Origin of the sequence: Chroococcidiopsis sp. CCALA 051 (genome assembly GCF_003015105.1) — a bacterium.
Lineage (GTDB): Bacteria > Cyanobacteriota > Cyanobacteriia > Cyanobacteriales > Chroococcidiopsidaceae > Chroococcidiopsis > Chroococcidiopsis thermalis.
The window spans coordinates 32,701-45,914 of sequence record NZ_PYCI01000043.1 but is presented as its reverse complement, the minus strand read 5'-3'; the positions used below and the strand labels follow the sequence as shown (position 1 = coordinate 45,914).

Genomic DNA, 13,214 nt, shown 5'->3' with positions numbered 1-13,214 from the left:
CAATTGAACCACTCATTTATTGTGGAGCATTCGATAAACTCGAACCAAATCGTCAACAATTATTAAAAGATTTAGAACTAGTCCACGATTGGGCGCAATCTCGTGCTAGAGATCGGGCGATCGGTCAATTTAGTTTATTTGACTTGGGAGGACTGACGGATACTAGTCAGTCAGAAAGTAGCTTTGATTCTGCACCCAAAGCACCACCAGTCGCAGATTTTCAACAATCAGAAAAGTTACGCAAAGAAAAAGAGTTATTAGGTTTTTACGTCTCCGATCATCCCCTCAAAGCAGTTAGACAAGCAGCACAAATTTTGTCTCCAATTAACCTCAGCGATTTGGAAAATATCCATAGCGAAACCTCTGTGAGTTCGGTAGTGATGCTAACTAGCATGAAACCCGTGACTACGAAAAAAGGCGATCGCATGGCAATTTTACAACTAGAAGACTTAACCGGACAGACAGAAGCAGTTGTCTTTCCCAGAACCTACGAACGCATTTCCCATCTTTTAGAAGCAGATACGCGATTAATTGTTTGGGGTAAAGTCGATCGGCGAGACGACAAAGTACAAATGATTATTGAAGATGTGGAACCAATAGAAAACGTCCGTTTAGTCATGGTAGAACTCGATCCCTTACAAGCTGGAAACATCCAAGAACAGCATCGCTTACAAGAAATTTTGCAGCAACAAGTAGAAGAGAAAGAAAAAGCAAAAATTCCAGTTTTTGCTATTATTCAAGATGCCCGCAATCGTCGATTAGTGCGCCTCGGTCGTAGTTATTGGGTACAAGATAGTAGAACCGCCGTAGAAGCACTTAGAACTGCAAAATTTCCCGCGCACGTACAACCATTGTTAGTAGGTAATGGGTAATAGGTAATAGGTAATGAGTAAGTCAAAAGGGAAAAGTCAAAAGTTAAAAATTAGAATTTACAAGGTTTTTCTTTTGCCTCTTGTCTCACTACTCAACACTCATCGATTGCCAACTACCAATTACCAATTACCAATTACCAATTACCAATTTATGTCTTACTGGCTATTTCAAGGTAACCCTAAATATTACCGAATTTTAGATGCGATTCGGGATTTAGAAACAATTCCGTGGCGGGTGACTCGCTATAGCAAAGATATTGCTGTAGGTGATGGGGTGTTGGTGTGGATGGCAGGAGAAAAAGCGGGAATATATGCGATCGCCGAAGTCGCCGAACCCGTACAAGCTTTGACAGAATTACCTGATAAAGACTATTGGCTCGACTCTAGTAAAGCTGATAGTAAGCTTCACGTCAAAATTCGTTGTATTCGCAAATTGTTAGGACAACCATTGAGGCGATCGGAACTGCTTTACGATCGCGTTTTAAGCAATTTACCTGTAATTCGCGCTCCTGGGATTAACTATAAAATCACGCTGGAAGAATGGCAGCGAGTCCATCAATTAAAAGGATGATTTTAGTCAAGATTCTACAACAAACAGACTTTGCGATCGCTCGAATGCCCGTATAAGCCCGTTCGTGTAAGGCTTAAGAAATCTCTGCTCGCTCATCCAAGTGCGACTCATTATCTCTGCTACTAATAGAACGTTCCACACAGCGGTCATTTCCCAAGTCGCACCCACCCGTGGCATGACCATCGTACACAAACGCACTAGCTCATCTTCAATTGGAGCCAAGTTACCCTGCAACACGCAAAGCCACAAGTATGCTTGAAACATATCTAAGTCTCGGAGGCACGAATGCTTCACACTAGGATGATCCAATCTTCCCCGCCGTGTGCTAGTTTTGGGAAACTGTCGCAAGAGATTCATATAAACCCGATGAGAAATCGCCTCGACTTCTGGTAGCATGTGTTGAACCACTTGAAACGCAGGCGAACTCAGATCGTGCATACTTGCTGCCTCGCAAACGCGCAGCCACGGCAACGCTACCTGCTCTTCTAGAAACTTGAAGTAAGGTCTGACAAAAATTTGCTCGGCAGCATTCAAATTTTCCAGTAGTGCCACATTGCTAAAGTTGAAGCTAGTTGTGAGAAACCCTAGCTTCGCCCAATCATTAGAAATTTGATGACGCTCTTGATACTCTAGCAGCAGTGGTTCTATAAAGCTAGCTAGCTTGATCAGATCTGTATTACTCAAGCCAACCAATCGCAGATCGCGATCGCCCTTGCCGCCCTGCAATGTGTCGCTGAGAAGGTACGATGGCTGCTTGTAAAACTCCAGTAGATTTAAGTAGATTTCAACCGCACACTGCACAATGCTGGTAACTTCACTTGGACTGGTAGCCGATGGAATGCATTCATACAGTTCGCTCGCTTTACTAGCAGCATACTCGCAGTTCAGCTCGATCAGCGATCGATGCAACTTCGCAACAGTTTCACGTCTGCCCTCCGGCGAAATCAGGTGAAGCAGAGCATCAGAGGCAAAATGATGTTGCGCGGAGAAGGAGATTTGAGGCTTATATCGCTCTGCCCAAATTTTGACAAGCTGTTGAGTGGTTAGGTTTTGTGAAATATCTGAGCTGATGAGCATATGAAGGCACCCCATTTCATCAGTAAAGTTAGGAATTCGTAAACAAATAACACACCCGCTAGCCCTCAACCGCGATCGATCCCGTTCGCCGAGCGAGATCGATCGCGGGACAAGAACTTCATCATTAATCGGTGAATATTGCTGCTATTGTTTCAATGTCTTTACTTTAACATCACGCAGCGATCGCTAAGCTACACGTTTACTAGTACTGTTGTTGGTAATGGGTAATTGGTAGTTGGTAGTTGGTAAGAAAGTGGTGCGTAGTGCGTGAAGAAAGGGTGTGGGGTGTGAGAGGAATTCGCAATTCGCAATTCGGAATTAATCAATCGCTGGTAACTGGTCACTGATAACTGGTCACTGATAACTGCTCCCTATTCCTCCGTAGCAAACCAAGCCCGCAAAACTTCTGCAACAGTCCAAGCTTGGGCAATGCAACCGCGTGGAGTCATGGGCGCATCGCCGTCAAAAATTTCGCTTAAACTACCAATACCGCGATCGCAAAGGTGATTTGCCATCGGTTCGAGAAATTGACGCGCCTGCACGGGATTTTTATAAACGCGCAAATGCGCACAGACAAATGCACCAATTAACCATCCCCAGGTTGTCCCCTGATGATACGCGCTATCTCGTTGCAGTGGATCGCCACCATAACGTCCTCGATATTGCGGATGTTCGGGGGAAAGCGATCGCAAGCCGAAAGAAGTCAATAATGTCTGTCCGCAAGCATCGACAACACCTTTTTGCTGCGTAGGATTAAGTAAAGGTGCAATGCCTTGCGCCCCCACCAAGGGTAAGGAGACGGCAAAAATTTGGTTAGGACGTAGGGATAGATCGTCTCCATCAGGACCATCTAGTACGTCGTAGCAGTAGCCTAAATCTTGATTCCAGAAACGAGAAAACCTCGCTAGCGTGCGGTTGGCGATCGCCTCGTACTCTTGATGCGGCTTACCTAGCCGACGGGCAAAATTTGCCATACTCCGCACGGCATTGTACCAAAGTGCGTTGATCTCAATCGGTTTACCAATTCGAGGTGTGACGACCCAATCGCCAACTTTGGCATCCATCCAGGTTAACTGCCATCCCTCTTCCCCAGCATAAAGCAGTCCGTCAGCGGCATCGAGATGGATGTTGTAGCGCGTACCGCGACAGTGCCAATCGATAATATCTGCTAGGACTGGAAATAGTTCTTGGATGAGGGCATCATCTTCTGTAGCACTGTGGTAGGCACGAATTGCTTCAAAGTACCACAAAGTCGCATCAACAGTATTGTAATCCGGTGCTTCCCCCACATCTGGAAAACGGTTGGGAATCGTGCCGCGATCGACATATTTAGCAAAGGTACGGAGAATATAACGGGCAATTTCCGATCGCCCCGTGCAAAGAGTCAAACCTGGTAAGGCGATCGCCGTGTCGCGTCCCCAGTCGCTAAACCAAGGATAACCAGCAATAATCGTTTTGCCCTGCGGTTCGTCGGCAAGGGGGCGATCGACGATAAACTGGTCGGCAGCTAGAACTAGTTGATGTATCCATTGCGGCGGTTCTTTCGCTTTAATCGAACGACTGGCTTTCCACTGTCCGAGTAGCTTTTGTTCTTGGGTGTGACGCAGTTTCAAGGCTGCTGCGCCATCTAAATTTGGTTGGCTTTCCGTACTCGCCACAAAAGTAAAAGATTCCCCAGGGTTGAGCGTCACCTGAAAAGTTGCTGCGTGCAAGTGGTCTTCGCGATCGCTCAGTCCTCGGTAGCGTTCTACTGCTAAGTCAAAGCCATAGTACCAGTTGTGAACGATTGTTGCCGTTGCACCATCACCTAGCAAGTAAAGGGGTGTAGCACCAGGGTAGGGGGTAACGCAAATTCCCAGATCGACTGGATCTAATACCATCTGCCAGCTGTTACCTTGAGTAATGCCGTGATAGTCGCGATAATTAACCATCGCTTTCAGTCCCAACTGTAGCGGTGCAGTGGCGCGAACTGAGGCATACTGAATGTAAGTCGTATTGGCTCCCTGCTGCATCCATACCCGCTTTTCCAACAGGGCATCAGCATAGGCAAATCGCCAAACGGGGACTGTCCCTTCTAGAGAAAATTGCTCGACACACAAATAACCTTCAGGGCTGACAATTCCATCCCCCCAGCGATTCGTATTTAAAGGATAGAAGCGATCGCCATATAAAATCGTTTCATCCAACTTTGCTAACATTAACGTGCGACCCAAAGGCGGTTTGAGGGCTGCGACTAATAACCCGTGGTAGCGTCGAGTCAGCAATCCCGCTACCGTACCAGAGGCATAACCGCCAATCCCGTTTGTCACCAGCCACTCTCGCGTTTCCGCGATATCGAGGTTGCCGCAGATTTCCCGCCCAAATTGAATCCCCATATCAACCTACTGCTTGCTACTGAAGCGCGATCGCTACTATGTTTGAGTATGCACCGCAACCATAATATATCGTCGATGGGGATTAGAAGTTAGGGGTGAAGGGTGATAAATTGTTGAGAAATTGCTGAGACAAGAACACAGGAGTGTTAGAGAGCAGACGTTGTAGGGGCGGGTTCACCAACTAACTTTGACTCAAACAGAATTTTCCCGTAAACCCGCCCTGCCCCCTACAAATATCATTATGTTTTTTTCCGCTGACAATACATCACCAACAACGCAAACAAACCAATTCCAGCCAGATATTTCAAAGGTGAGGGAACAATTGGACTGGGAGAGAAAAACCCTTCAATGATTCCGGCAATGACTAACATCGGAACGATTCCCAGTACTAACTGGGCGGCTTGAGTGCCATAAAATTTTATGGCATCTCCCCGTTTGTATTTACCAGGAAATACAATTGCTCTAGCAATTAAAAACCCTGCCCCACCAGCAAAAAATATTGCGGGTAACTCTAAAGCGCCGTGAGGAAATACAAATGCCCAAAAGGGATAAGCTAAATTATTTTGTCCGACTAAAGTTGCAACTGCTCCTATACTTAGACCGTTATAAACTAGTAGAAATGTTGTATATAATCCTGCGGTAATTCCCCCAGAGACAGCAGCGAAAGAAACAGATATATTATTCGTCATAATATTTGTAGATGCCAGTGGCTCGACACCAACAATCGAACCCATCCACAATTGACGATCTTCTTGGACTTTTTTAATCAAATCATCGGGTACAACTAATGATAGAAATGTCGGGTCTTGCCACGCATACCACCACGCTACAATTCCACCAAATAAAAAGAGTCCTGTAGCTAAGGCAATACAACCAAAATTATGCCGAATTGCGGTAGGAAAACCCCAGCGATAAAAGTCTAATACTGCTTGCCATTCCTGTCGCCGCGAACCTTGATAGATTTGGTTATAGCTACGAGTTGTTAAAGATTGTAAATTTTGAATAATCATATGACTAGCTTGTTGAGTCCGGGCGCGGGCTAAATCTGCGGCTACAGAGCGATACAAACTGGCTAATTCTTTAATTTCACTAGAGTGAAGTGCCTTTATCCCCTTTTTTTCAACCTGTCTTAATAAATCGTCTAAACGCTTCCAATTTGGTTCTCGGCGAGCAATCCATCGTTGAACATTCATAAATTTTAAACTAGGTCGATCTTGGCTACTTTAAGATAACTGCAATAATTTGGGCAGACTATAGATAGTAATTCTGTTTGAGTCATGAAATACTCGTGAAAATTGTCATTTGTCATTGGTCATTTGTCATTGGGATGTAGATGCGATCGATGGATATTGGTCAATGATAACCAACTAGAAAAAATTCATGACAGCACAAATTGCTACATATAGCAATCCTATTTGATTCATGAACGTGGATCGGGCTTCTAGCCTGCGGCAGGATAGAAGCCTACTTTACAAATCATTTAGAACTGCTATATCTCACCTTTAAATCGGGGAAAATGCCATCATGTCTCAATTTAGTTCTTCTAGTTCGATGCAACCGTTGAATGTCGGCAATGTTGTGACTGCGGGAGTACGGCTGTATAGATCTCATTTTAAAAGATATCTCAGGTTAGCTTTACAAGCTTATTTATGGGTTTTAGTTCCAATCTATGGCTGGGCAAAATTTGCCGCGATCGCTGGACTGATTTCGCGTTTGGCTTTTGGCGAACTCGTCAATCAACCTGAAAGTATTAGCACTGCTCGTAACTATATTAAGTCACGTACTTGGTCATTCTTTTTCGTTGGTCTCCGAGTTGGTATTTTCGTGTTCTTAGCTTATATAGGATTTGCTATTGCAGGCACAATTATCGGTACTATAGCTGTTTTATTTTTAGGATTTTTGTTACGTTTAATTCTTGGCGAACTAGGTAGTACAATTGCTGTTGGTTTAGTGGTAGTTGCTCTTCTTGGCAGTTTATTATTTGGACTAATATGGTTATACTCTCGTTGGTTTATCTCTGAAGTACCGCTAGCAGTTGAAGAAAGTATTAATGGCGCACAGAGTATCAGCAGAAGTTGGAATTTAACTCAAACATTTATATGGCGCATTCAAGGAATTGTTTTAATAACTTTTATTGTTACATTTCCAATTTTAGCTGTGTCTAGCTACATTCCTCAAATATTTTTGTTACGTCTCGAACAAGGCTCCACTGCCTACACAATTGTGTATCTAATTTCTTGGGTTCTAAGCTTTGCCGGAGGAATTTTAATTATGCCATTTTGGCAAGTTATTAAAGCTGTTGTGTACTATGACTTACGGACACGAGGAGAAGGACTAGGATTGAAATTACGCGATCGCGATGTCTAAATTTCAGTGATGGGTAATAGCAACCACCAACTACCAACTACCAAATATGCATTTTTTCAACCGCATTACCCACCAAACCCCCGAAAGTGTCGAACTAGAATTCACGTTAGCAGGAATTGGTAGCCGCGCCTGGGCATTGTTAATCGACTACCATATTCTCACCTTTCTCATCGTTGGATTCTTATTTATTTGGAGTTTTATTGCTTATCAAGTTGTAGAAGCCTGGAGCAGAATATTTCGGAATGCAGATGTTGGCTTATGGATGCTAGCGATCGCCTTTTTAGTAACATTCTTTTTATATACGGGTTACTTTGTCCTATTTGAAACTCTATGGCAAGGACAAACCCCAGGCAAACGTTTTGCTAAAATTCGCGTCGTCAGAGATGATGGTAGACTTGTCAGCATTCAACAAGCAATATTGCGATCGCTCCTGCGACCTTTTGACGATATCTTATTTCTCGGTGCATTTTTAATTATGTTTGGTCAGCGCGAGAAACGTTTAGGCGATCTAGTTGCAGGTACAATTGTCATTCAAACTGAAATTTCCCATACATCTGCAAACTTTTCCATTTCAGATGCAGCCCACGATCTGATGTCGCAGTTATTGCAATCTGAAGCCGATTTTTCGCAACTTTTACCCGATGATTTTGCCGTAATTCGCGAATATTTACAACGACGCAAGGTAATGTCCAAACAGGCTAAAGAGCAACTGAGTTTAGAACTTGCTAAACAAACGAAAAAAATTATTGCCCTGGAAAAATTACCTCAAGCTGTCAAGCCTGATACATTTTTAGAAGCAGTGTATCTAGCATACCAGCAGGATCGTCAGTAGGGGCGCACAGCTGTGCGCCCCTACTGATGATCGCCCGGTTAATTTCTGAATTTGGATGACAACGTCTCTAAATAAAAATGTTAACCACCCATACCAGGAATCAGACTACCACTGAGACGCTTTAAGGCACGATTTGCTACGTCGCCATAGCTCAACTCGCCACACAAAATTTGTCCCATGCGCTGAGTCGCAGAGGGGCGCTTGACACCAACTTTATAGCCAATACCAGGAATGCGGTAGAATACACCTGCTAGTTTTTGCGCCCAAGCCATATCGCTACCCCATTCTTCGTTAATGGTGTCGGTATATTGTTCTAAGGCATTGATATCGCCTGCAAGCGCGCGATCGATCGCAGCTGCGGCTTTGACTCCGGTAAAGATTGAGGGACGAATACCCTCAGCAGTGAATGGATCGACGACACAAGCCGCTTCCCCAGCGAGAATGGCATTTTGAGTATGGAGTTTTTGCGTTCCATCCCACAAACAGAGAGGATGACCGTATTGTCTGCAAGTCTTGACATCAATGCCAAATAAAGTGGCATATTCGCTCAAAATTTGTTTAAAGTCCTGTCCTTCTCCGCCTCGAAACGTGCCGATACCAATAGAATAGCCGTCAGCTTTGGGGAAATTCCAGATATAGCCGTTTTTCACCATCCCAAATTCAAAGTGGGCAATGTTACTATCATCCACCTTGGCGGGGGCTTCTGCTTCTAAAGCACCACCCAAGCGGCGCTTGCGTTCTTTGAAGCCCAACCACTTCGCCATTGGTCCTTTTGCGCCGTCAGCTGCAATTAGATAGCGTCCTTCAAACACTTGGTTTGCAGTTTTAACGTACCAGCGATCGCCTTTAAATTCAATTCCGTTCACTTCCGTACTATCCCGCAGTTCTGCCCCTTGTTTTTGTGCCTGCTGAATCAAGAAGTGGTCGAATACGTCCCGTCGCACCATCCACATCGGTTCTGGCGTGCGTAACTCAGCCTGTACGGGGTCGTCCATTTTCCAGGTGTAGCGAATGGTATTAACTTTTACCGAAATCGCTGGAGAAAAATCAAAATCAAACCATTTGGCAACTTCAGGCGATACGCCTCCCCCACAAGGTTTATAGCGTGGTAGCGATTCTTTCTCTAAAACTAAAACCGAACGCCCCTGTTTCGCTAGATGATAGGCTGCCGATCCTCCACCTGGACCAGCACCAACGATGATGCAATCATACATAAGACTACAATTTAACTCCTATGGGTTATCTCTACATCAAGGCGGATAGCCTTACAAAACTTTACCTAATTTTGCCCGCTTCCCATACAAAAACTCACATAAAAATAAAAATAAGCAGCCAGACCAGGTACAACCTGGTCTGTTTGAGGCAAGCTACACGGTCGAAATCTCTTTGTCCTTCTCTGCTAGCAATTCCTCAATTCGCTCGATATACTTATTGGTCAACTTTTGCAATTGGTCTTGCAGATCTCGCGCTTCGTCCTCAGTCACTTCACTACTTTTCTCTTGTTTACGAATCGTCTCCAGCGCATCGCGGCGAATATTACGAATGGCAACTTTACCCTCTTCAGCATACTTTGCCGCTAGTTTGATAAATTCTTTGCGGCGTTCGCTAGTCAACGGAGGAATATTTAATCGAATTGCAGAACCATCATTATTAGGAGTTAACCCCACATCTGACATGGAAATAGCTTTTTCAATCGAATTAAGCGTGCTGCGATCGAAAGGTTGAATTGTAATCGTAGTTGCATCAGGGGTACTAATGCTAGCTAGCGATTTTAAAGATGTAGGGGAACCATAGTATTCCACCATCACGCGGTCGAGCAGGCTGGCATTAGCACGACCAGTACGGATAGTATTAAAAGAGCGTTGAGTTGCCTCAACGGTTTTTTGCATTGTACTTTCAGCTTCAGCTAACTTCACAAAAACCTCCCACAAGCGTCCCTATAGATTCTCCTATCACAGCGCGGCGAATATTACCTCTCACCGTGAGGTCAAATACCAGAATAGGGATGTTGTTCTCCTTGCACAAGGCGATCGCGGTACTATCCATTACCCGTAAGTCTTGAGCCAAGACATGACCGTATGTCAAGCTTTGATAGCGTTTTGCGTTTGGATTGAGATGAGGATCGGCATCGTAAACCCCGTCTACCTTCGTTGCTTTAAAAATTACCTCAGCATCTATTTCTGCCGCTCTCAAAGCAGCAGTCGTATCGGTAGTAAAGAAAGGATTACCCGAACCCGCACCAAAAATCACCACCCTGCCTTTTTCTAAATGGCGGATGGCGCGACGGCGAATATATGGTTCTGCAACTTCTTGCATGGCGATCGCAGTTTGTACCCGCGTCTGTACCCCATTGCGTTCTAACGAATCTTGCAACGTGAGGGAATTCATCACGGTAGCAATCATCCCGATATAGTCAGCGGTCGCTCGATCCATACCAGATGCGGATGCTTTGACACCGCGAAAAATGTTGCCACCACCTACGACAACAGCGACTTGCACGCCAAGGGCAACAACTTCTGCGATTTCACCTGCGATTCCTTCGACTACACCTGGGTCAATCCCATAACCCAAGTTACCCATCAGAGCTTCGCCACTGAGCTTGAGCAAAACTCGTTTGTAAGGTTTCAACATACAACTGAAATTTAATTCATATTCGCCTCCCATTAAAGATAGCAGTAGAGGGCAACTCTGTCTCTAGTTTCCCCATTGCAGAGTACAGCCAATGGTTTCTGTAGTAGCAATTGAAATGGGTTGTCCTTGTAGCAATTCCAAAATAGCTTTGCGTAAATAAGGCTGTTTTACTGCTGCTGGTTCTGCGGGGCGATCGTCGATCGCTCCTTGGTAGCGAATGCAGCCTTCGGTATCGATCAAAAAAGACATTGGTGTTGTTTTTGCCCCGAAACTTTCCGTTACGTCTCTGGTAGAGTCCCAGAGATAGGGAAAATTCAGTTGATAGTAGTTGGCAAAGTTTTTCATTTGCTCGAAACGATCTTCGAGATTCTGATTGGCATTAATCCCAATTAAAGTAAAACCTTGGTCTTGCAATTCTATTTGGATTATTTTTAATCTTTCAATATATGACTGCACGTAATCGCAACTATGGCTCATAAATACAACACCCACAGCTTGAAAATTCTCTAAATATCGGGCTAGGTGGTGGACTTGAGTATCTATACCACGTAATTCAAAATCGGGTGCATAGCGCACTTTAGGAGGTTGAATGTTAGTTTGAATAATCATTACTTTTGAAATAAAAAATGTCTTTATGACTAATCTAAACGTCGGTTAATAGTTAATAATTCATCAAATAGAAATCATTAACTATTAACTACTAAACATAGCAGTTCAAATTGATGTGTTAATGTTTCCCGCGGAGAGACGTTACATGTAGCGTCTCTACACGGACAATCGATTTCACGATTCATCTAGAAGTGCTATAGTTACTTTTCCAGTCCTGAACTAATGCTTGATAACCGATTAGTTTATACGCTAATTTCGCTGCCGTGAACTGTGAAACTACTGAATCGGCAACTGGTGCTAATTCCATAATATCCAAGCCAAGGACTTGATGTTTTTCAATGACTTTTCTCAAGAAGGAAAGCAGAGCATACCAGTTCAGACCGCCTGGTTCGGGAGTCCCAACCCCTGGAATCAAAGTTGGATCGATCCCGTCTAGATCGATAGTCAGAAAGACTTTTTGAGTCGGAATAGACGCGATCGCTTTTTCAATCCAATCGGGTTGATTAGCAATTTCTCTGGCGCGAAATACAGTCAGATTTTTCGCTTTAATCAGTTCGGCTTCTTCTTTGCAAATTGCTCGAATCCCAATTTGGACGGTTGGTAAACCCATATCAACAACTCGCCGCATAATACAAGCATGATTGTGGATCGAGCCTTCATATTCATGGCGCAGATCGCCGTGAGCGTCAATTTGCACTACGGTAAAAGGTTCGTCTGGATAGGCTTGGCGATATGCCTCAACAACACCTGTCGTAATGCTATGTTCGCCACCCAAAGCAATGACAAATTTATTATCTTGAATTAGCTGGTAAACTGTTTCTTGAGTGGCTTTCAGCATCTCTTCTGCTGAAACTTGGCGATCGCGAGTATCGGCAATTGAAGGGTACGTATAAATACCGACATCGCAGCCGATCTCCCAGTCGAGTTCTTCATCGTAGTATTCCACTTGCTGGGAAGCTTCCAGAATGGCATCGGGACCATTTTCGCAGCCACGGCGATAGGTTGTTGTTGCTTCGTAGGGAATCGGTAGGACAACGACTTTAGCAGCATCGTAACTTGCTGCGACATCAGCACCGAGAAAGGGAATGACAGAAGTATCTGTTTGAGTTAGCATAAACGGCGATCGAGGAATTGCAACATCACGATCCTGACACACTCCCGCTAAAAGTAGCGATTTGATAGCGGTTTTCGATTGGGTAAACACACGATCTGTAGGGGCGCACAGCTGTGCGCCCCTACAAATGTCACGCACGCAATCGAGGTGTTAAGCTATGCCCATCTTTAGCTAAAGCAACGCCATGCCTTACTAATGACTCATGACAAATGACACATGGCAGCTATAACTTACATGAAGTCATTTATAAAAATCGAAATATGACTGCTTTCGATTATTCTCTAGATTTTAAAACCATAGATTTTCGCCAGCACCCAGAGTTGTATCGAGTAGGTAAAGGCGAACAAGGAGTTCTTTTAGTTGAACCATATAAATCAGAAATCTTACCGTACTGGCGATTTAAGACTCCCGATATCGCTAAAGAATCCAGCCAAAAAATATATGAATTATTTCTAAATTATTTAGCAGAAGGTGATTTTGTTGGTGCGGATATGGCGCGAAAGTTTTTACAAATGGGCTACACGCGATCGCGTCGTTATGCAAATCATAAAAGTGGGAGAAAATATAAAAGCAATCCTCAAAAAGTTACTTCTCCAGATGCGCAGCTTCAGGCAAGAAAGGATATTTTGCCTTATGAAGTCGATCCGATTAAAGCTGAGTCTGCGGCAATTTTTAAGGAAAAATGGGTGCAAGCTAAGACAGATGAGAAGTACTTGCAGCTAATGGCAAAGCACAAACAGATGTATGAAGGTTAAGTAATTTTTGT

General features: G+C 44.1%; 14 protein-coding genes. 5 read left to right on the top strand and 9 right to left on the bottom strand.

Going from position 1 to position 13,214, the window contains the following annotated elements:
- On the top strand, positions 1 to 872 hold an 872-nt coding region (locus C7Y66_RS12870), incomplete at its 5' end, for an OB-fold nucleic acid binding domain-containing protein (protein WP_233222662.1).
- A gap of 151 nt (positions 873 to 1,023) precedes the next feature.
- Positions 1,024 to 1,443, top strand: a complete 420-nt coding sequence (locus C7Y66_RS12865) for an EVE domain-containing protein (protein ID WP_106545877.1) — start codon at positions 1,024 to 1,026, stop codon at positions 1,441 to 1,443.
- A 6-nt stretch (positions 1,444 to 1,449) separates the two neighbouring features.
- Here the strand turns inward: C7Y66_RS12865 and C7Y66_RS12860 are convergent, their stop codons facing one another.
- From C7Y66_RS12860 to C7Y66_RS12850, 4 genes are all read right to left on the bottom strand, one after another.
- Positions 1,450 to 2,520 (bottom strand): hypothetical protein, encoded by a 1,071-nt coding sequence (locus C7Y66_RS12860; protein ID WP_106545876.1) that lies wholly within the window; start codon positions 2,518 to 2,520, stop codon positions 1,450 to 1,452.
- Positions 2,521 to 2,711: 191 nt separating this feature from the next.
- Entirely contained in the window at positions 2,712 to 2,864 is a 153-nt protein-coding gene (locus tag C7Y66_RS31065) for a hypothetical protein (protein ID WP_158265915.1), read from the bottom strand.
- Between the two features lie 27 nt (positions 2,865 to 2,891).
- Positions 2,892 to 4,895, bottom strand: a complete 2,004-nt coding sequence (locus tag C7Y66_RS12855) for an amylo-alpha-1,6-glucosidase (protein ID WP_106545875.1) — start codon at positions 4,893 to 4,895, stop codon at positions 2,892 to 2,894.
- 239 nt (positions 4,896 to 5,134) lie between these two features.
- Positions 5,135 to 6,088, bottom strand: a complete 954-nt coding sequence (locus C7Y66_RS12850; RefSeq protein WP_106545874.1) for a stage II sporulation protein M — start codon at positions 6,086 to 6,088, stop codon at positions 5,135 to 5,137.
- A 331-nt stretch (positions 6,089 to 6,419) separates the two neighbouring features.
- Between C7Y66_RS12850 and C7Y66_RS12845 the strand changes: the two genes are divergently transcribed.
- Both C7Y66_RS12845 and C7Y66_RS12840 read left to right on the top strand, forming a co-directional pair.
- Positions 6,420 to 7,262 (top strand): hypothetical protein, encoded by an 843-nt coding sequence (locus C7Y66_RS12845; protein ID WP_106545873.1) that lies wholly within the window; start codon positions 6,420 to 6,422, stop codon positions 7,260 to 7,262.
- 46 nt (positions 7,263 to 7,308) lie between these two features.
- Positions 7,309 to 8,094: an RDD family protein gene (locus C7Y66_RS12840; protein ID WP_106545872.1), complete on the top strand. Its 786-nt coding sequence runs from the start codon at positions 7,309 to 7,311 to the stop codon at positions 8,092 to 8,094.
- An 80-nt stretch (positions 8,095 to 8,174) separates the two neighbouring features.
- Here the strand turns inward: C7Y66_RS12840 and C7Y66_RS12835 are convergent, their stop codons facing one another.
- The 5 genes from C7Y66_RS12835 to speB all read right to left on the bottom strand — a co-directional run bounded on the left by C7Y66_RS12835 (position 8,175) and on the right by speB (position 12,448).
- Entirely contained in the window at positions 8,175 to 9,308 is a 1,134-nt protein-coding gene (locus C7Y66_RS12835) for a geranylgeranyl reductase family protein (RefSeq protein WP_106545871.1), read from the bottom strand.
- Positions 9,309 to 9,461: 153 nt separating this feature from the next.
- Positions 9,462 to 10,010: a ribosome recycling factor gene (gene frr, locus C7Y66_RS12830; protein WP_106545870.1), complete on the bottom strand. Its 549-nt coding sequence runs from the start codon at positions 10,008 to 10,010 to the stop codon at positions 9,462 to 9,464.
- Positions 9,997 to 10,725, bottom strand: coding sequence for a UMP kinase (pyrH, locus tag C7Y66_RS12825; protein WP_106545881.1), 729 nt, complete (start codon positions 10,723 to 10,725; stop codon positions 9,997 to 9,999). The genes frr and pyrH overlap by 14 nt, the downstream gene beginning before the upstream one ends.
- A gap of 63 nt (positions 10,726 to 10,788) precedes the next feature.
- Entirely contained in the window at positions 10,789 to 11,334 is a 546-nt protein-coding gene (locus C7Y66_RS12820; protein WP_106545869.1) for a thioredoxin family protein, read from the bottom strand.
- Positions 11,335 to 11,515: 181 nt separating this feature from the next.
- A complete protein-coding gene (gene speB, locus C7Y66_RS12815; protein WP_106545880.1) occupies positions 11,516 to 12,448 on the bottom strand; it encodes an agmatinase in 933 nt (310 codons plus the stop codon).
- A 260-nt stretch (positions 12,449 to 12,708) separates the two neighbouring features.
- Between speB and C7Y66_RS12810 the strand changes: the two genes are divergently transcribed.
- Entirely contained in the window at positions 12,709 to 13,203 is a 495-nt protein-coding gene (locus C7Y66_RS12810; protein ID WP_106545868.1) for a DUF4385 domain-containing protein, read from the top strand.
- Positions 13,204 to 13,214: the final 11 nt, after the last annotated feature.